Annotated in this window: 16 protein-coding genes and 2 tRNA genes; 9 read left to right on the forward strand and 9 right to left on the reverse strand. The window is 61.6% G+C overall.

The features are described from left to right. Positions 1-30: 30 nt before the first annotated feature. From ACZ5U1_RS04580 to ACZ5U1_RS04590, 3 genes are read left to right on the forward strand one after another with little or no spacing between them, the layout of a single operon-like run. Complete coding sequence (locus ACZ5U1_RS04580; protein ID WP_464779570.1) at positions 31-684, forward strand: carbonic anhydrase; 654 nt, start codon at positions 31-33, stop codon at positions 682-684. Further along, positions 684-1451, forward strand: coding sequence for an NYN domain-containing protein (locus ACZ5U1_RS04585; RefSeq protein WP_464779571.1), 768 nt, complete (start codon positions 684-686; stop codon positions 1449-1451). The genes ACZ5U1_RS04580 and ACZ5U1_RS04585 overlap by 1 nt, the downstream gene beginning before the upstream one ends. Beyond that, positions 1448-1729 (forward strand): acylphosphatase, encoded by a 282-nt coding sequence (locus tag ACZ5U1_RS04590; RefSeq protein ID WP_464779960.1) that lies wholly within the window; start codon positions 1448-1450, stop codon positions 1727-1729. The genes ACZ5U1_RS04585 and ACZ5U1_RS04590 overlap by 4 nt, the downstream gene beginning before the upstream one ends. Before the next feature lie 345 nt (positions 1730-2074). Here the strand turns inward: ACZ5U1_RS04590 and ettA are convergent, their stop codons facing one another. Continuing rightward, entirely contained in the window at positions 2075-3760 is a 1686-nt protein-coding gene (gene ettA / locus ACZ5U1_RS04595) for an energy-dependent translational throttle protein EttA (RefSeq protein ID WP_196226107.1), read from the reverse strand. A gap of 102 nt (positions 3761-3862) precedes the next feature. Here ettA and ACZ5U1_RS04600 point away from each other — a divergent pair, with 102 nt between their 5' ends. From ACZ5U1_RS04600 to ACZ5U1_RS04610, 3 genes are all read left to right on the forward strand, one after another. Then, positions 3863-5236, forward strand: a complete 1374-nt coding sequence (locus tag ACZ5U1_RS04600) for a M28 family peptidase (protein WP_464779572.1) — start codon at positions 3863-3865, stop codon at positions 5234-5236. Positions 5237-5391: 155 nt separating this feature from the next. Beyond that, on the forward strand, positions 5392-5595 hold the full coding sequence (locus ACZ5U1_RS04605) for a hypothetical protein (RefSeq protein ID WP_464779573.1): 204 nt from the start codon (positions 5392-5394) through the stop codon (positions 5593-5595). A gap of 237 nt (positions 5596-5832) precedes the next feature. Beyond that, positions 5833-6507 (forward strand): DUF4145 domain-containing protein, encoded by a 675-nt coding sequence (locus ACZ5U1_RS04610; protein WP_464779574.1) that lies wholly within the window; start codon positions 5833-5835, stop codon positions 6505-6507. A gap of 145 nt (positions 6508-6652) precedes the next feature. Here the strand turns inward: ACZ5U1_RS04610 and ACZ5U1_RS04615 are convergent. The 4 genes from ACZ5U1_RS04615 to ACZ5U1_RS04630 all read right to left on the reverse strand — a co-directional run bounded on the left by ACZ5U1_RS04615 (position 6653) and on the right by ACZ5U1_RS04630 (position 9898). Continuing rightward, positions 6653-6729 (reverse strand) — tRNA-Pro (locus ACZ5U1_RS04615). A gap of 223 nt (positions 6730-6952) precedes the next feature. Next, positions 6953-7028, reverse strand: a tRNA-Ile gene (locus tag ACZ5U1_RS04620). Positions 7029-7053: 25 nt separating this feature from the next. Continuing rightward, a complete protein-coding gene (locus ACZ5U1_RS04625; protein ID WP_464779575.1) occupies positions 7054-8091 on the reverse strand; it encodes a polysaccharide deacetylase family protein in 1038 nt (345 codons plus the stop codon). Between the two features lie 49 nt (positions 8092-8140). After that, positions 8141-9898 (reverse strand): sensor histidine kinase, encoded by a 1758-nt coding sequence (locus tag ACZ5U1_RS04630; protein ID WP_464779576.1) that lies wholly within the window; start codon positions 9896-9898, stop codon positions 8141-8143. 199 nt (positions 9899-10097) lie between these two features. On the opposite strand from ACZ5U1_RS04630, the gene ACZ5U1_RS04635 reads away from it, so the two are divergent. Then, the gene (locus tag ACZ5U1_RS04635) at positions 10098-10571 is read left to right on the forward strand and encodes an Lrp/AsnC family transcriptional regulator (RefSeq protein ID WP_196226518.1); all 474 of its coding nucleotides are present in this window, start codon (positions 10098-10100) and stop codon (positions 10569-10571) included. An 80-nt stretch (positions 10572-10651) separates the two neighbouring features. On the opposite strand, the gene ACZ5U1_RS04640 is transcribed toward ACZ5U1_RS04635, so the two are convergent. Together ACZ5U1_RS04640 and ACZ5U1_RS04645 are read right to left on the reverse strand one after the other, a co-directional pair. Continuing rightward, on the reverse strand, positions 10652-11905 hold the full coding sequence (locus ACZ5U1_RS04640) for a tetratricopeptide repeat protein (protein WP_464779961.1): 1254 nt from the start codon (positions 11903-11905) through the stop codon (positions 10652-10654). 127 nt (positions 11906-12032) lie between these two features. After that, the gene (locus ACZ5U1_RS04645; protein WP_464779577.1) at positions 12033-13313 is read right to left on the reverse strand and encodes a hypothetical protein; all 1281 of its coding nucleotides are present in this window, start codon (positions 13311-13313) and stop codon (positions 12033-12035) included. A gap of 224 nt (positions 13314-13537) precedes the next feature. On the opposite strand from ACZ5U1_RS04645, the gene gyrA reads away from it, so the two are divergent. After that, the gene (gyrA, locus tag ACZ5U1_RS04650) at positions 13538-16270 is read left to right on the forward strand and encodes a DNA gyrase subunit A (protein ID WP_464779578.1); all 2733 of its coding nucleotides are present in this window, start codon (positions 13538-13540) and stop codon (positions 16268-16270) included. Beyond that, the gene (locus ACZ5U1_RS04655; RefSeq protein ID WP_464779579.1) at positions 16267-16614 is read left to right on the forward strand and encodes a DUF952 domain-containing protein; all 348 of its coding nucleotides are present in this window, start codon (positions 16267-16269) and stop codon (positions 16612-16614) included. The genes gyrA and ACZ5U1_RS04655 overlap by 4 nt, the downstream gene beginning before the upstream one ends. Positions 16615-16680: 66 nt before the next feature. Here ACZ5U1_RS04655 and ACZ5U1_RS04660 read toward each other — a convergent pair whose 3' ends face one another. Then, positions 16681-17298 carry a hypothetical protein gene (locus tag ACZ5U1_RS04660; RefSeq protein WP_464779580.1) on the reverse strand — a complete coding sequence of 206 codons (618 nt, stop codon included), beginning with the start codon at positions 17296-17298 and terminating at the stop codon, positions 16681-16683. After that, on the reverse strand, positions 17299-18417 hold the full coding sequence (locus ACZ5U1_RS04665) for a glycosyltransferase (RefSeq protein WP_464779581.1): 1119 nt from the start codon (positions 18415-18417) through the stop codon (positions 17299-17301). Positions 18418-18428 lie beyond the last annotated feature (11 nt).

Raw genomic sequence — 18428 nt, forward strand, 5'->3', positions numbered from 1 at the left:
GCCCCCAGATTGTTGGGCAGAGACTTGGCCATGACCGACTTTTCAGACATGCTCGAAGGCTATCGCCGCTTCCGCAACACCGGCTGGACTCAACAGCGTGGCCGATGGGATGAGTTGAGCGAAGGGCAGAGCCCGCGCGTCATGGTCATCGCCTGCTCCGACAGCCGAGTCGATCCCGCGCAGATCTTCGACACCAGCCCCGGCGAGATATTCGTGGTCCGCAATGTGGCGGCGCTGGTTCCGCCGTTCGAAACCAACCCCGGCCATCACGGCGTTTCGGCGGCGCTGGAGTTTGCCGTTCAGGTACTCAAGGTCGGCGAGATCGTCGTCATGGGCCATGGCAAGTGCGGCGGCTGCAAGGCGGCCCTCAGCCAGGAATTGAAGGACGCCCCTCCCGGAGAAGGCGGCTTCATCCATAACTGGATAGACATGCTTGATAGCGCGCGGGAAAAGGTCGTCGAACGCTTCGGCGATGATCACGGCCGCGACGCGCATCGCGCCATGGAGCAGGAAGGGGTCAAGGTCAGCCTTGCCAACCTGCGCACTTTCCCCTGCGTCCGCACCAAAGAACGCAACGGCGAATTGAAGTTGGTCGGCGCATTCTTCGCGATTGCAGACGGGCAGCTGCATCTGCTGGATGAAGCGACCGGAGAATTCCATCCGGCGGCGCTGGAATCGGCCTGATGCCCTCGGCGATCCCCAGCGGCAATGTCGCCCTGTTGATCGACGCTGACAACGCTTCCGCCGACCATTTCGACCCGGTGCTGACCGTTCTCGCAGAGCTCGGAACCGTCAACATCCGCCGCGCCTATGGCAATTGGAGCAAACCGTCGCTCAAGGGCTGGGCGCGGCAGGCCGTGACGCAGGCCATCGAAACGCAGCAGCAATTCGACCTCACCAAGGGGAAGAATGCCACCGACATGAAGATGACGATCGACGCCATGGACCTGATGGCGGGCGGCCGGGTCACGGGCTTTGGCCTCATGTCGAGCGACAGCGATTTCACGCCTTTGGTGACGCGTATCCGTCAGGAGGGGATCGACGTCTATGGCTTCGGTTCGGACAAGACACCCGAAGGCTTCCGCCGGGCCTGTACCCGCTTCATCGACGTAGCCGCGCTCGCCCGCTCTCTGGCGGAACCGGCGTCCGAAGCAATGCCGGAGCCGATGCCGCTCGATGTCTCGACCAAAGCCGCTGCGCCAGCCAGGAATGAAGACAAGAAGGTGGATGATGAAGTCATCCGTCTCCTGATAGAAGCCTATGATGCGGCCAAGCGCGATGAGAAAGGCTATGCCGCCCTGGGTCCAGTCGGGCAACGCGTTGGCAATCGCTCCAGCTTCGACGTGCGCAATTACGGTTTCAAGCGCCTGTCGGATCTGGTGCAGGCGATCCCCAATTTCATCACGGAAACGCGGGAAAACGGCCAGACCTGGATCAAACGGGTTCACTGATGGTCGTCGCCCGGCATCTCATGATCCTGGGCCGGGTGCAGGGGGTGTTTTACCGCAACTGGGCAAAACAGACCGCTACCGAGTTGGGCTTGGCGGGATGGGTCCGCAATCGCCTGGACGGCAGCGTCGAAGCGGTAATCGAAGGCGCCGATGAAGCCGTGGAACGGTTCACGGCCTTGGCGGCTGAAGGCCCGCCAGCGGCGCAAGTGTCCCGCGTCGAGGCAGCTGACATGCCCCTCGAAGGCTTGAAGTCTTTCGAGAAGAAGCCGACCTGCTAGAGAGCCGATCTACCCTCTCAAACCGTTCGCCCTGAGCTTGTCGAAGGGCTCTACTTCCTTTTAAAGCGCGACCCTTCGGCTGTTTGCAACAAACGCTCAGGTGAGTTGGCCTCGCTTTCCAAATGTGAACCGATTGAGTGGCCCAAATAAATTCACGGAGCCATTCACTCGCCCCTCGACCAAAAAAATGGCCGACCCAATCGGGCCGGCCTGAAAGTTTTAGGAGAGGATGCCTGAAAGGCCTCTCCGATATGTGGTTCGCACCTTCATTGTGCAAGTGCGAAAGGCGAAGATATCGTTGCTATAATTGCAATCATCCTCACCCGACGCGCCGCACAACTTCCATCAGCGCGTGAGTTTCTTGTAAGCCAGGCTTGTCGGCCGGTCGGCGGCATCGCCCAACCTCCGCCGCTTGTCCTCTTCATACATTTCGAAGTTGCCCTCGAACCACTCAACATGGCTGTTGCCTTCGAAAGCAAGAATGTGCGTGGCAAGGCGATCGAGGAAGAAGCGATCGTGGCTGATGACCACGGCGCAGCCCGCGAAGTTTTCGATCGCCTCTTCCAGAGCCGCCAGCGTTTCGACGTCAAGGTCGTTGGTCGGTTCGTCGAGCAGCAGCACGTTGCCGCCCTTCTTCAGCATCTTGGCCATGTGCACGCGATTGCGCTCACCGCCAGACAGCTTGCCGACATTCTTTTGCTGGTCCTGCCCTTTGAAGTTGAAAGCGCCGACATAGGCCCGCGTCGACATGTCGTGGCCATTGACCTTCACATAATCGAGGCCGTCCGACACCTCTTCCCAGACGTTCTTCGACGGGTCCAGATGGTCACGGCTTTGATCGACATAGCCCAGGCGCACGGTCGAACCGATGTCGATCTCGCCCGAATCCGGCGTCTCCTGACCCGTGATAATGCGGAACAGCGTGGATTTACCCGCGCCGTTCGGCCCGATCACGCCAACGATGCCGCCCGGCGGCAGAGTGAAGGACAAATCCTCGAACAGCAGTTTGTCGCCATAGGCTTTCGAGATGTTCTTCGCCTCGATGACCTTGCCACCCAGACGCTCCGGCACCTGAATAACAATCTGCGCCTTGCCGGGCGTGCGGCTTTCCTGGCTCGCGACCAGCTGTTCGAACTTGGCGATACGCGCCTTGGACTTGGTCTGGCGCCCCTTCGGTCCCTGCCGGATCCACTCCAGCTCGTCCTTGATCGCCTTCTGGCGGCCCGATTCTTCACGGGATTCCTGCTCCAGACGCTTCGACTTCTTCTCGAGATAGGTCGAATAATTGCCTTCGTACGGGAAGTATTTTCCGCGATCGAGCTCCAGGATCCAACCCACCACATTGTCGAGGAAGTAGCGATCGTGGGTGATCATCAGCACCGCACCCGCATATTCCTTCAGGTGATTTTCCAGCCACTCCACGCTCTCCGCGTCAAGATGGTTGGTCGGTTCGTCGAGCAGCAGGATGTCCGGCTTCTGGATCAGCAGGCGGGTCAGCGCGATACGGCGCTTTTCACCGCCCGACAGGCTTTCCACCGACCAGTCGGAAGGCGGACAGCGCAGGGCCTCCATCGCAATCTCAAGCTGATTGTCGAGCGTCCAGCCATCGACCGCGTCGATCTGCTCCTGCAACTCGCCCATCTCGGCCATCAGAGCGTCGAAATCGGCGTCTTCCGGCGGATCGGCCATGATCATGCTGATCTCGTTGAAGCGATCGAGTTTGTCCGCGACTTCCCGCGCGCCGTCCTTCACATTCTCAAGCACATTCTTGGCGGGATCGAGCTGCGGCTCCTGCGCCAGATACCCCACAGTGATGTTCTCGCCAGGCCATGCCTCACCGCTGTAATCGGTATCGATGCCCGCCATGATCTTGATCAGGGTCGATTTACCGACGCCGTTGGGACCCACGATGCCGATCTTGGCGCCGCGATAAAATTGCAGGTTGATACCGTTCAGCACCGGCTTTGGCGCGCCGGGGAAGGTCTTGGTCATGTTCTTCATGACGAAGGCGTATTGCGAGGAGGCGGACATGGCTTGAGGACGCTCCGAAGGACAAATGAGGTAAAATCGCGCCGGAGTTAGCGAAGCCCGGCGCCATTGGCAAATGCGGGATGGCTGGCTAAGCCTTCACCCATGCAGAAAATCCGATCGGGCACCTTCGCCGCGCTCCTTCTCGGCAGCATCGCCTCCCCCCTTCCCCTCGCCGCCGCGCCTGCCGACACAACGGCGATTCGAGAGGCAGCGTTGCAGGACAACATAGCCTGGGACTTCACCGAAGGGCTGACGACGGAAGTCGGCCCCCGCCCCGCCGGGACATCTCAGGAAGCACGAGCGCGCGAGTGGGCCGTGGCGAAGCTCAAGGCGCTCGGCTTCTCGAATGTGCGATCCGAACCCTATAAGATGCCAGTCTGGGTCCGCGGCCATGACGAGGCGCGCATCCTCTCCCCCTTCCCGCAGAACCTGGCGCTGGCGGCGCTGGGAAATAGCGCGTCCACTTCTGCCAATGGCATCGAAGGCGAAGTCATATATTTCCCCACCCTTTCAGACCTGCAAGCAGCACCCGAAGGCAGTCTGAAAGGCAAGATTGCCTTCGTCAGCCACGCCATGGCGGCAACGCAGGATGGCAGTTCCTACAGCCATTTCGGCGCCACACGGCGTCAGGGGCCAAGCATTGCAGCGAAAAAGGGCGCAGCGGCCATCGTGATACGGTCGATCGGCACGGACAACCACCGCCTGCCCCATAGCGGCGTCCAGATGTGGGCCGATGGCGTGAAGCCGATCCCCGCAGCCGCGCTCAGCACCGTGGACGCCGACCAACTGACGCGCATCCTCGCCAGAGGGCGGCCGGTTCGCCTGCGCCTCACCCTCACATCCAAAATGCTGAAGGGCCAGCCATCGGGCAATGTCATTGCCGAACTGCCGGGCACGGACCCGGCGGCCGGGATCATCCTTGCTGCCTGTCATATCGACAGCTGGGATCAGGGCACGGGAGCGATAGACGACGCCTCCGGGTGCGGGATCATCACCGCCGCTGCGCTTCATGCCGCAAAGGCTGGCCCGCTCCGTCGAACGATCCGCATATTGATGGCGGGGGCAGAGGAAGTGGGCGGCGACGGCGGCCGCGCTTATTTCACGGCACATGGCGGAGAACGGCACGCCGTGGTCATGGAGTCCGACTTCGGCGCAGACCGGGTCTGGCGCGTCGATTTCAAACTACCCGCAGGACATGAGGCGCTTTCGGATCGAATTGCCAGCATGCTCTCCCTCCTCGGGATCGCGCCCAGTCGTCTGGCGGCAGGCGGCGGATCGGACATTGAACCGCTGGTCACAGCAGGCGTCCCGGTCATCGATTTGCAGCAGGACGGCACCCGCTATTTCGACATTCACCACACCGCCGACGACACGTTAGACAAGGTCGATCGCGCTCAACTGCAACAAAATGTCAGCGCCTGGGCGGTTACGCTTTTTGCAATCGCCGATGCGGCAGAATCACTGGCGGTTAAGTGAACTTTTGTAGTAGACAACACTCCGTCGCGTGATTCCGTCGCTTCACCGACGCAGAAAAGCATTGATTTGTGCAGCGCACACGTTAATGCGGGTCGCTCGCGTCGGGCGTGTTACAAATATGCCGACGCGGCAATATGCTATGGGAGCCGTACACAATGAAGAAGATCGCTGTTGTTTTCGCTTCGGCCGGCCTGATGGCCCTCGCCGCTTGCGGTGAGAAGCCGGCCAACGAGACCGCGAACGCTTCGAACGCTGTCGTCGAAAACGTTGTCGAGAACGCTGCTAACGCAGCCGACAACGCTGCGAATGCCGCTGACAACGCTGCGAACGCTGCTTCGAACGCTGCAAACGCCGAATAATCTTCGCGTCAGCAAGATTTTTAAGAGGGCGGGCCGTCTAACGGTCCGCCCTTTTTCTATGGGCGAAGCAGATAGATTAATATGTAAATGCGCAGCTTCCTCTAGAAGCTACAGGGCTATCGAGCTGCTCAGAAAGATTGGACTGGTCAAAAATCCGGTTTATCGGAAGATCAAATCAGGAGCCGGTAAAATATGCCTACTATCGTCCAAGATTGCCCTCGCTGCGGAGCCAACGCGATGACGTTCGATGCTGTGGCGGATGTACTGATAGGCATCGAGTATGATTGGTTAAGCCATTTTGAGGTTTGTGTTGTTTGTCGACGGTGCAAACGCCCGTCTTTGCTGCACATCAAGCTGGCCAGTCCTGTCGATAAGTCCTATTTCAGAGAGACAGGCACAATAACAAAAACCGCAGGGGACTTGGAGCCTCGTTTTAACTCAGCGGGCTTCCTGAACTGGGCATCGGTGAACGCGAAACCCTGCCCCGATGATGTCCCGGCTGACATCGAAGCGGCTTTTAAGGAGGGCACCGCATGTTTAGCGGTGCATTGCCCTAACGCCGCAGGGGCGATGTTCCGCTTGTGCCTGGACCTCGCAACAAAGAATTTATTGCCCGCAGTTGACAGTGAAAACGGGCCTTCTAGGCATGAGAGGCGCAACCTCGCTCCGCGTCTGAGATGGCTGTTTGATAACTCGAAGCTGCCTGAGGATATGCGTGACCTCTCCCGCGCCGTGAAGGACAACGGCGATGATGGCGCTCACGAGGGCATCCTCAACGAACATGATGCGGAAGACATTTACGATTTCGCCTTCGCTCTACTTGAGCGGCTGTTCACGCTGCCCGCCCGGATACAAGCCGCGCAGAGGCGTCGTGATGAACGGAAAAACGGCGCTGGGGAAAGGGCGACTTAAAGACACCTGAAGTTCAAATGGGGAGGGTGAGTAGAAGGTGACTTAACGCAAGTCGAGCGCTCCATGGATAGGGGCGCCGACATACAAAGCTGCCCTACAATCAAGTTCCGATTGCAAACCTTGAAAATAGCCGATTTCATAAAAGTGGTCGGGGAGACAGGATTCGAACCTGCGACCCTCTGCTCCCAAAGCAGATGCGCTACCAGGCTGCGCTACTCCCCGACGTAAGGCGCCTTAGCGGCGAAGAACGCGTCCCGTCAATCGGCATCACCGGAACAGCAGCCACAATATTATAATCACCGGAATCGGAATGCCGATCAGCCACAGCAATATACCCTTGCCCATGATCATTCGCCTCCCTCCCTCTACCCCAAGGGCTGAAAATGGATGAGTGGGCGCCGATGTTCCGGCCCCATTCGGACCAGCATAGCGGGAAAGGAGGTAATGGTGGGCCCGGCAGGACTCGAACCCGCAACCTAGCCGTTATGAGCGGCCAGCTCTAACCGTTGAGCTACAGGCCCCACCTGCCCGACCGGATAAGCAGCATCACGCCGCTTGGCAAGCCTGTCTCGGCACCGGCACTGCTGCCAATAATTGATCTAGCGACGCGGCACGGACATTCCGCCGCGCAAGGTGATCCAGAACCGTGTCCCACCATCTGTAAAAAGCCGCCTGGTCTGCCGCATCGCGGACATAGGGCGTGTGGCCCGGCTCCAGCGTCGGCGAATGAAAACTGAAGTTCAGCACCGCCGCGCCTTCTTCGATCAAGGCGTCGATCGCCCTTGTCGCGTCGCGCACCGGCACGCCTTCCGGCGTCAATGGAATGCGGCTGAACATGCCCGTTCTCGCCAATCCCGATGCCAGGGGGCTGACTTGCCGCAAATTCTCATAAAGCCGCCCGCCCCCACGCCGCAGCAGCCCGGTGAAGGCGGTCGAAAGCGGCAGTTCCACCAGGGATCGTTCCGGCCCGGCCCAATAGGGATTGATCGGCAGGCCGCGAAAATCGGGTCCATGCTGGCCGCTATAGTCAAACCGGCTTCGCACGGAGCTATCCAGACGAAATCCAGCCTGCTCCAACAATCGCGCGCTATTATGACCCACGCCATAACGCCCCGCGCGGTAGGCGACGGGGCGCCGTCCGAAACGCTCGGCAATGCGCTGACACAGCGTTTCCAGCTTGGCGCGTTCCAACACCTCGGGAAGGAAACCGACATAGCTGTTCGCCTCCGTCACCTCCTCCACATGCGGCGGGTTGACCCAGGGATGCAGATGAGCGCCCACATCGGCCGCCCCGTCCGCGACCCATTGCGCCATCATACCGGCAGCGGCGTCGCTATCGATCACCGGATAATCGGCGACGTAGATCGGTTTCACTCCGGCCGCCTGAAAATAGGCTTGGCCGCGCGCCATCCCGGCCAGCGCGGTTACGGCATGAGCGTCACGGCTGAATGGCGCGTTCCAGTCAAACTCCTCCTCGGTATCCACGAACAGCATGAAGCGCGTCCCGAAATCGGGGGATAGCGTGATCATGTCGTCCGGCATCGGAGCGCGCAGTAAACTGCCGTCATGGGGCAAAGCGTTCATGCCCTTTCCCCTAGCCCCTCAATGGTTGCGATAGGGTTTCGCGCGGCGATCAGAGGCTCCCTGCCGCGTCCTCGGCCGAAGTTATGGCAGGCATAGAAAGCAGGAATCGGTCAGCTTCGATCTGCAGCGCGCCGCCGCATCCTGCCGCCAGGCTGCGGATCAGCCGCAGTGAAAAGCCAAGGCCCAGCAGCGGCCCGTCGGCCCAGTCGCCATCGGCCGTATAGCCGGGATCAAGCAGGCGCTCATCCTCCATCCCGTCCAGGCTTGCGGGCCTGTCGACCGCCAGCATGACGCAGCCATGCCCGCCATCCGGCTGGAACCAGCAGGCCCCGCTCAGCGCTTCACCCGGCGCCGCAACGGAAACGACCGTCCGCATCAGATGCTGCACCATGCGTTCACCCTGCACCGGGTCTATCCGCACCATCGGCAGCGCCCGCGCCAGATTGATATCGATCTGCGCGCCATTGCCTTCGCCCTGCTCGCGGAACCGGGCGGAAACCTGTGCGATCAACAGCGCCGGATCGACGGCGCTCGGCGCCTCCGCCCCTTCGCCTCGCGATACGCGGGCGGCCAGGTCAAGGTCATCGAACGCCGCCAGCAAATGCCGGGCGTCCAGCGCGATCTTTCCTGCCATCTCGCGATATTCCGGCCCGCTCGGCCCGAACAGCTCCTGCTCGATAATGTCGGCAAAGCCCAGAATAGCGTTCAAAGGCGTACGCAGCTCATGCACCAACTGGCGCAACGAGTCCGCCGAAAGCCCTGCGACAGACACCGGCTCGGCCTGTGGCGGGGCGGCGACTTCATGCAGATAGGGGCGACGCGCCTGACCGCGATAGCCCTGGAAACGGCCTGATCGTGGGTCAAAAAATGGCGTAGCCGAAAGGCGCCATTCCCCGGCCATCGCGCCACCGACGACGGTATAGCGCCCATTCTGAAACCCGCTCCGCCGCATGAAGGCGCCCGCGACACTGCCGTCCGGCCCACTCGCGCCAGTAACAGCGACCTCACCCAACGACAGCCCCACCAGCGCCGCGCGCGGCCCCTGATCGACCCAGATGATCATGCCCGTGGCGTCGGTCTCGAACGCGAAGGCGTTGACGGCCTCCGCCTGCCCGGTGTCAGCCCGCGGAACGACCACGTCGGGCACCCGCCGCGCACTGGTGAAGCGTTCGATCCGGTCCACAAGATTCCGGATCTGATCATCGCCCACCGGAACGTCATCCGCCTCAACATCGGCAGCTTCCTCGACAGGCGCTTCCTCTGCCTCGGCCAATGGGGGCGTCTGCTCGGCAGGCGCCATCATCGCGGGCGTCAACAGCATGTCGTCCGCCTGCCCGCTTGGCTCCGCCGCCAGGTCGCTTGTCAGTACCAGATCGGTCGCGCCGAACGCTTCCAGCGCTTGCTGCGTCCCGGCTCCCAAATCTCGCCGCCCGCGCAGCACGCCGCGCGCGGTCGGGGTAAGGCGGGGCAGCAGGGCGATCCATGCGTCATCCGGCAGCCGTGCGCGCGACATGGCCGCCGCCGCGATCGCCGGACGATCATTGGCGAAAAATTCCACCAGCGCAGGCGAACGAAGGCGCCCGCCCAGTTCGACCACCGTGGCGATCCGCTGCGTTTCCGACAATTGGGATTGCAGCGCCGCAAGCCGATCGAGCAGCGCGGCACGTTCCTCATCCGGCAAAGTGCCGCGATCCGCACGATCATTCTGCGCGAGCAGATCGACGCACTGACGCCACAGCGTCACCGCGCCCAGGCCGCTTCTATTCTCTGCGGCCAGAACCGTCTGCATCAGATCGTTGAAGCGCACTCTATTCCCCTTGAGGACTTCCGGCGATGCGCAGAACTTCATCGTGGAAGGAAATCATGCCGCAGGAATAAGCCTTCCCGCCGGTTAGGGAAAGGGGGCGGACGTGGCGATTTCGGATCGTCGCATAGTGGGACAATTGCATTGCTCTGAAATATTATTATGATGTTGGGAAGGAATGAGAAAGGAAATAAGCAAGCGGATGGCTGGCCCAAATATCGATGACATCGACATGCACATCCTGGGCGAGCTGCAGCAGGACGGCCGGATGACCAATGTGGAACTGGCTCGAAAGGTCGGATTGACCGCCCCGCCCTGCCTGCGCCGCGTCCGCGCGCTTGAGGAAAGCGGCGCCATCAATTCCTATCACGCCGTCGTCAACCCGGCCATGCTGGGCTACACCATCACCGTCTTCGCGATGGTCAGCCTGAAGAGCCAGGCGGAAGCCGACCTGAAAGCCTTTGAAGATCATGTCGCGACCCTGCCGGAGGTGCGCGAATGCTACATGCTCAATGGGGAGATCGACTTCATCCTGAAGGTCGTGGCCAAAGACCTCCAAAGCTTTCAGCAGTTTCTCACTTCGAAACTCACGCCCGCGCCAAATGTGGTGAGCGTCAAGACCTCGCTCACCATCCGCATGGCGAAGAACCTGCCGGGCGTGCCCTTGCCCCTTTGACCAGCAAAATGGCGGCGATCGCTCGCCGCCACCAAGCCAGCAGCGCTTCTGTGTCGCGCGGTGGCCCCTGGATCAATCACTTAGCTCGCAGGCGGAACCGCCACTGGTTGAAACGCCGTCTTGCGGCTCTGCTGATCAACCCAAACGCTCCAGAATCCAGCGACGTTGGCCCAATTGCCAGTCACCTGAGCAAGCGCCGTCTTGGCACCCGCCAGATCGCCCGAACGCGCGAGAGCTATGCCAAGCCGCGCATTGGCCTGCCCCTGATCGATCCCACCCTTCGACAGGGCCAGCCGGTACATCTCGACCGCCTGCGGGAACTGGCTGAGCGAAAAATAGCTGTCGGCCACGGCCAACGCCGCCGATCCATCCTTCGCGCTCGCGGCCTTCCTCGCTGCGGCGGGCAGCGCCGCGATTTGCTTCGCGGCCTTTGGCGTAACGCTCTTCATCAGGCTGGCGGTCGCGGCCTGCGTCATCGTCAGCTTGCCCGCCGAACGTCCCGCTTCGATGATGGCTTTCGCCTCAGCATAGTTCCCGGCCTTTTCTGCTAGCTGCGCATATGCCTGATAGTCCCGTTCACTCGCCATTGCGCCGTTCGCGGCCTGCAAGCGATACAGGTCCAACTGCGGCTGCGCGTCTGTGCCGGGCGCCGTGAGATAGTTGGCAAGCGCCGACCGCCATTCCCCGGCCGAACCATAATGGGTCAGCCGCTCGCGATAGAGAGAACCAACCTCCGCCCAATCCCCGGCCGCATAAGCAAGCGAAATCGCCCGATCATACCAGGCCGCCGGAATGGCTTGCCCTGAAGCCCGCTGCCGGGCCAGCGCATCCTGCACGAAGGGGCGCGCTTCCTTGGCTTTGTTCTTCCGAAGGTAGATGTCGGCGCGCAGCATCGTCGCGTCGATCCCGTCATAACCCAGCGTCTTGGCATAATCGAGCTGCGCGAAGGCATCGTCATAATTGCCAACCACATAAGACAGGTAGCCAGCGACATAGCGTAATCGCGGAGCATCCTTCTTGGGCACGGAACTGGTTTTGAACATGTCCGTCAACGCAACCCGCTGCGCTTGGAAATTCTGCTTGAGCACCGCCAGCTCGAACCGCAGCCCTGCCGCTGCATAGGCCTCATAATCGCTCGTCGGCGTCAAGCCGCTGATCTGCGCCTGAGCCGTATTGACGTCCCCTGCCTTGATCGCGCTGTCGGCTGCTTGAGCCGCTGCACGAAACCCTTCGCTCATGACGATGACCGGCCCGCTGGCCGAAGCCTTTTTCGCCGCCGCCGGTATTGAAAAAGCCGCAACGGCGGTGATCGCAAGAAGGCCTGATTTCAGCATGGATTGTCGCAGCGCGATCATGTCGGCCGTCCCCTTTTTGTCGTGCGCCATCTGGCGCAGGTCCCTGTTATGTCGATGATAGGAAAGAAGGTGCGCCCATCACCCGATCAGCGCACCCTGTTTCAAATCAAGCCTTGGTGGCGAGATAGGCCAGCCAGAGATCGGCGATCTTCTTGCGCGTCCCGGCCTGAACCGACTGGAACGCCGCCTTGGCCGAAGCGACATCGCCACCCAATGCCTTGGCGATGCCCATGCGCGTATTGATTTCGTCCGCGTCGACGCCGCCCTTCTGCTTCGCGAGGTCGAACATCGCAGCCGCCTTGGCATAATCGCCATAGCCGAGGTAGGCGTCCGCAGTGGCCGCCGCGATCTTGCCAGTGGCAGCCTTGCGGGCATCAGCTTCCGCCGAAGCCAGGGAAGCCTTGTCGCCCGCAATCTTCGGCGTTGTGGTCTGGTACAGGTCCGCACCTGCCGTACCCTTCAGCACTCCCTTGGCGCGGCCCTGATCGATCGCCGACTTTACCTCGCCATAGATGCCGGTCTTTGACGCCATTTCACCATATTCAAGGAAGTCGCCTGCCACCACCAGGCCGCCCGATGCCGCCATCAAGCGGAGAACGTCCAGATTCTCGCGCGTCGTGATATTGGGGTTGGATTGCTGGAACAGGCGGATGAGCGTGCGAAGATTCTCGCCGTTGGGTGCCGCCTGATAAGCCAATGTCGCCCATTCGGTCACTTCGGGCAGGCGCGCGGCCGCCGCCCGGATCACGCCGATCTGATACCATTGGGCTGGCACCTGACCGCCCGCCGCCTTGGTGGCGTCGGCTGCGGCCTTCAGAGAAGCAAGGCCCTTCTGGTTGAGGCCGCGAGCGGGTTCAGCGGAAGGATTGGCCGTCCCTGCCTTCCCGAAATAGGCTTGCGCCAATGTGGCGTTGACCGCTTCAGGCTTGTAGCCCGCCTGAGCCGCCGCCTGCGCCCGCTGGATCGCCAGATCATAATTCTTCGCCTGCATCGCCTGATCGGCGGCAACCGCGTTGAATTGCCCGACCTGATCCGCCGGGGTAAGGCCGCTGTCCAGCATCTGCGTCAGCGCCTCGCTCTGCATCGCGCTGTCCTTGGCGGCGATGGAGGCATTCAGCTTGACGGCGCCAATCTGATATTTGTCATCGTTCGATTTGGCCTTGCTGTCTGCATCGGCCAGCGCCGCCTTGGCTGCGGCAAAGTCATTCTTCTGCGCCGCTGCCTGCGCCGTCTGCAAAGCCTTGATCACGTCGGGCGAGACATTGAGCTTGGGCGCTCCGCCCTTCTTGTCCTCCTTCTTCGCCGCCATCGCGGGCGTGCAAACAGCGCCGCTGGTGACCGCAAGAGCCAAGGCAAGCGCCACGGGGGATACAAAACGCATGATCATCTTCTCCTCTGCGCCTTGGGGAAAGGCGCCGCTTGATTAAGCGCCGTTTAGGGGGCGGCGCGTGAATGACGTTTGAACATCGTATATGCAGCAGTTTTCCGCCTGTCAGCCCTTTCTTACAGCTTGATCTGACGCGAGCGCGCGTGCGCGCGAGGGGTGACAGATTTGTTTCGCTCCGCTAGTGCATGAGCAACGAAACAGTTCCATCCAAAAAGAGAATCGCATTGACCGACGAGACTGCCCTCGCCGACCCTTCGGACATCAGCCCCATCTCCATCGTCGATGAGATGAAGGCCAGCTATCTCGACTATGCCATGTCGGTCATCGTCGCCCGCGCCCTGCCCGACGTGCGCGACGGGTTGAAGCCGGTGCACCGCCGCATTCTCTTCTCGGCCCATGAATCGGGCTTTCAGCATAACAAGCCCTATCGCAAGTCGGCGCGCATCGTCGGTGACGTGATCGGTAAATATCACCCGCACGGCGACAGCGCGATCTATGACGCCTTGGCGCGCATGACGCAGGACTGGTCCATGCGCGTGCCGCTGATCGATGGTCAGGGGAACTTCGGTTCCATGGACCCCGATCCGCCAGCGGCCATGCGTTACACCGAAGCGCGCCTTGCCAAGGTCACGACCGCCCTGCTGGAGGATCTCGACAAGGACACCGTCGATTTCCAGCCGAACTACGACGCTTCGGAGAGCGAGCCGCAGGTGCTGCCCGCCCGCTTCCCGAACCTGCTCGTCAACGGCGCGGGCGGCATCGCGGTCGGCATGGCGACCAACATTCCGCCGCATAATCTGGGCGAAGTCATCCGCGCCTGCCTTGCCTATATCGATAATCCGGCGATCACGATCGATGAACTGATCCAGATCGTCCCCGCTCCTGACTTCCCGACCGCTCCACTGATCCTTGGTCAATCCGGCGCCCGCAACGCCTATCATACCGGCCGTGGTTCCATCATGATGCGCTCGCGCCATGTGATCGAGGAAGGTCGCGGCGACCGCCGCTCCATCGTGCTGACCGCCATCCCCTATCAGGTCGGCAAGAACGGCCTCGTTGAAAAGATCGCCGAAGCCGCCAAGGACAAGCGGATCGAGGGCATCAGCGATATTCGCGACGAATCGAACCGTCTGGGCGTTCGCATCGTCATGGACCTGAAGCGCGACGCCACACCCGAAGTCGTGCTGAACCAGCTCTGGCGCAACACCCCCGCCCAGTCGAGCTTCCCGGCCAACATGCTCGCCATTCGCGGCGGCCGCCCGGAATTGCTCAACATCCGCGACATTATCGAGGCGTTCGTCCGCTTCCGCGAAGAGGTCATCACCCGCCGCACCAAGTACGAACTCAACAAGGCTCGCGATCGCGCGCATATCTTGCTGGGCCTGGTCATCGCGGTCACCAACCTCGACGAAGTCGTCCGCATCATCCGTGGATCGGCCAGTCCCGCCGAGGCACGCGAAACCCTGCTGGCCCGCGACTGGCCGGTGGCGGAAATCGCGCCATACCTCAAGCTGGTCGAAGCGATTGAAACCGAAGCAGGCGGCGAAACATATCGCCTGTCGGACATTCAGGTCCGCGCCATCCTCGACCTGCGCCTCCATCGCCTGACCGCGCTCGGCCGCGACGAAATCGGCAATGAACTGGCCGAACTGGCCGCAGCCATCGCCGAATATCTCGCCATCCTCGGCGACCGTCAGAAGCTCTACGCCGTCATGCGCGAAGAGTTCGAGACGATCGAACGCGACTTCGCCACCCCGCGCATCTCGGAAATCACCGCTGCCGCCGACGGTATCGAGGATGAAGACCTGATCGAGCGCGAGGAGATGGTCGTCACCGTCACCGTGCAGGGCTATATCAAACGCACCCCGCTCGAAAGCTTCCGTGCCCAGGCGCGCGGCGGCAAGGGCCGCTCCGGCATGGCGACCAAGGATGAGGACGCGATCACCGAACTGTTCGTGACCTCCACGCACACGCCGGTCCTCTTCTTCTCCACGGCCGGCAAGGTCTATCGCATGAAGGTCTGGCGCCTGCCCGAAGGCGGTCCCGCCACGCGCGGCCGCCCGATGGTGAACCTGCTGCCGCTCGGTCCAGGCGAAACGATCCAGACCGTCCTGCCGCTGCCCGAGGATGAGGACAGCTGGAAGGACCTGCACGTCATGTTCGCGACCGCGAACGGCACGGTGCGCCGCAACAGCATGGACGCCTTCGCCAACGTGCCGAGCAACGGCAAGATCGCGATGCGCTTCGATGAAGGCAGCGAAGACTGCCTGATCGGCGTCGCGCTGCTCAGCGAAGAAGATGACGTGTTGCTCGCGACCCGTCAGGGCAAGGCGATCCGCTTCAAGGCGACCGACGTGCGCGAATTCCAGAGCCGCACGTCAACGGGCGTGCGCGGCATGACGCTCAAGAAGGACGACGAGGTCATCTCGCTCTCCATCCTCCACCGCTCCGGCGCCAATCAGGAGGAACGCGACGATTATCTCCGCTTCGCCCCCTGGAAGCCCGAAAAGGAAGGCTCGCCGCAGATGAGCGAGGAGCGCTTCGGCGATCTACAGGCGAAGGAGCAGTTCATCCTCACCGTCTGCTCCAACGGCTATGGCAAGCTGTCCTCGGCCTACGACTATCGCCGCACCGGCCGTGGTGGTCAGGGCATCACCAACATCGACAATATCGGCCGCAACGGCCCGGTTGTCGCCAGCTTCCCTGCGCGCCACGGCGATCATCTGATGCTCGTCACCGATCAGGCAAAGCTGATCCGCATGGGCCTCGACACCCTGCGCGTCATCGGCCGCAACTCGGCAGGCGTGCGCCTATTCAACGTGTCGGATGACGAACATGTCGTCAGCGCCGCGAAGATAGAGGAAAGCGACGAGGAAACCGAAGTCAGCACCCCCGCAGGCCTCGAAACCTCCCCCGAAGTAAGCCCCGAATCCGACCCGGACCTCACCGAGGAGTGACCGACCTCTTCGCCTACAAGATCCTGACCAAGGATCAGTATGACCAGCTAAAGACCGACGGCGTGTTCAAAGGCGCGCCCGTCGATCTTGCTGACGGCTACATCCACATGTCCACCCGCGAACAGGCGGCGGAGACGGCCGCCAAACATTTCGCAGGCCAGGACAATCTGGTAATGCTAATGATCGACCTCGCTCCCTTCGGCGAGACGCTGAAATGGGAAAAGTCACGCGGCGGCGCGCTGTTTCCGCACCTTTATGGCGAACTGCCGCTGAGTGCGGTTGCGGGGAAGGTCGTGCTGCGGCTGGATGAACAGGGGAAGCATTTATTTCCGGCGGGGTTTTAATTCCAGTCGCAACTAAGCTCCGATGGCCGACGCAACAAGCAAATGCACGATCAGCCATTTAGGACACTATATTTGGCTGCGCCGCAGTTCGATATCCATGTCGATCATGAGCAAAATGAGATCGGCGGCTCCGATATCCCTTTCAAAAACGGGAAGCTCGTTGTCCGATGCGTCATAGCGCAAGCCATCCCATTCAACGGCATTCTTTTGAGCGTTTCTAAAGGCAAGCCGTCCATCATGCGCTAACGCATTTCTTAAGACCCACGCGAAGCGCCAATGTTTCCCCCATCGCCAATCGGAACCCAGCGCTTCAGCTAATGCCGTGGCCCCTGTTACGTAGTAGCGTAGAAAATTAGCGAACAAGACGCCGTCGATCGCCTGCTGCAGTCCGTCTGTAGTGCAAGCATATTGCCTCGTTTCAATTCTAGGCTCGATTTCAATTTGCATCGAGTGGGGGCGCTGGCCAGCTAACGCTGCTGCGACGGGGCCGTGCAGTGGCAATCGAATTTGGAAATGCCCACGGCGGCTCTCGACGCAAACGTAATCGCCGGGAGCAAAGCGGACAGCACCGTCGATCAGCATAGTCGCATAGCCGCTGATGGCTTCTAAACAGATGAAAATATCATGAAAAACTTTGCATAGCTCCGGACTCTCGAGTTGGGTGATATTTGCCGTTCGACGCATTTATCCTGCCCTCCCCATCCGCACGACCTTCCCGCCTCTCACCCAGTAATCAAACTCGCCCCACCTGATCCGCCGCGAACAAACCGCTGCCGTCTGCATGCCCCAATGCACCCAGCACACCGCAAACGGCGCCAGCACATCCCACCAGAGCGACCGCCTCGCGGCAAGCACCTGCCCCGGCTCCAGCACGCGCCCCAAAATCCGCCGCCGCACCAGCGCCCGCCCGACAGCCGCGCCATAGCCCACAGCCACAGCTCCCAAACCACCCCAACCCAAAGCCCAAACCCAGCCTAAAGCCTGCACCCCGACCACCAGCGCAGCGACCCACCACATCCCCGCACTGTTCGTCACGATATGTCGATACTGCCGCACCCCAAAACCGATCGCACCCCGCGCCTCCAACGGTGAAGCCACCAACAAATCCCGCACCGGCCGCAACCGCAGCTTCGCGCGCCACCCGGCAAGCCCAATCGCCATGTCATCCGACAACCGCCCCGCCAGCGCTGCATCGAGATCGAGCCGCTCCGCGACCCCCCGCGTCAAAGCCATCGCCCCGCCCCAGGGCATGGTCGCACTCGCCGCCCGAGGCAAAGTCGCCAACTGCATCTCCACCGCCCCCACCAGCGCGGCCACCGCACTCCGCTCGGGCAACAGCAACCGATAGCCAGTCACAATATCCGCCTTCCCCCGCACCAGAGGAAAGAGCAACCGCCCCACCAGCCGCGTCGGCGGCTCAATATCCGCGTCCACGAACACCAGATAGCGATCATCCGGCCGCAAAGCCCGCAAAGCCGCCCGCAATTTATGAACCTTCTGCCCTTCATCCACCGCGACACCCGCGCGGACGATCTGCACCCAATCCCCCTCGCGCGCCGCCAAAGCCTCAGCCGCCGCAGACCCGCCACTCGAAGCAATCACCAATCGAAACCGCGCCGTCTGCGCCTTCAACCGGGCGATCAATTCCGCCCCGCCATCCCAATCATTCCGCACCGACAACAGCACGACCACGCCCTCAGGCGCTTCCTCCTGCCGGTCCACGGGCAGATGCCGCCAATAGTTCAGCACCCCCAGCAGCGTCAGCCCCTGCAGCACCACCCATGCCCAAAAGGCCCAACCCATCGTAAATCCAA

The organism is Sphingobium sp. TomTYG72 (assembly GCF_055394715.1).

What these genes read in the sequence shown, in the direction of transcription:
- ACZ5U1_RS04580 (WP_464779570.1), top strand. Translation starts at nt 31, where the DNA reads ATGACCGACTTTTCAGACATGCTCGAAGGCTATCGCCGCTTCCGCAAC.
- ACZ5U1_RS04585 (WP_464779571.1), top strand. Translation starts at nt 684, where the DNA reads ATGCCCTCGGCGATCCCCAGCGGCAATGTCGCCCTGTTGATCGACGCT.
- ettA (WP_196226107.1), bottom strand. Translation starts at nt 3,760, where the DNA reads ATGTCCGCCTCCTCGCAATACGCCTTCGTCATGAAGAACATGACCAAG.
- ACZ5U1_RS04600 (WP_464779572.1), top strand. Translation starts at nt 3,863, where the DNA reads ATGCAGAAAATCCGATCGGGCACCTTCGCCGCGCTCCTTCTCGGCAGC.
- ACZ5U1_RS04605 (WP_464779573.1), top strand. Translation starts at nt 5,392, where the DNA reads ATGAAGAAGATCGCTGTTGTTTTCGCTTCGGCCGGCCTGATGGCCCTC.
- ACZ5U1_RS04610 (WP_464779574.1), top strand. Translation starts at nt 5,833, where the DNA reads ATGACGTTCGATGCTGTGGCGGATGTACTGATAGGCATCGAGTATGAT.
- ACZ5U1_RS04625 (WP_464779575.1), bottom strand. Translation starts at nt 8,091, where the DNA reads ATGAACGCTTTGCCCCATGACGGCAGTTTACTGCGCGCTCCGATGCCG.
- ACZ5U1_RS04635 (WP_196226518.1), top strand. Translation starts at nt 10,098, where the DNA reads ATGGCTGGCCCAAATATCGATGACATCGACATGCACATCCTGGGCGAG.
- ACZ5U1_RS04640 (WP_464779961.1), bottom strand. Translation starts at nt 11,905, where the DNA reads ATGCTGAAATCAGGCCTTCTTGCGATCACCGCCGTTGCGGCTTTTTCA.
- ACZ5U1_RS04645 (WP_464779577.1), bottom strand. Translation starts at nt 13,313, where the DNA reads ATGATCATGCGTTTTGTATCCCCCGTGGCGCTTGCCTTGGCTCTTGCG.
- ACZ5U1_RS04660 (WP_464779580.1), bottom strand. Translation starts at nt 17,298, where the DNA reads ATGCGTCGAACGGCAAATATCACCCAACTCGAGAGTCCGGAGCTATGC.
- ACZ5U1_RS04665 (WP_464779581.1), bottom strand. Translation starts at nt 18,417, where the DNA reads ATGGGTTGGGCCTTTTGGGCATGGGTGGTGCTGCAGGGGCTGACGCTG.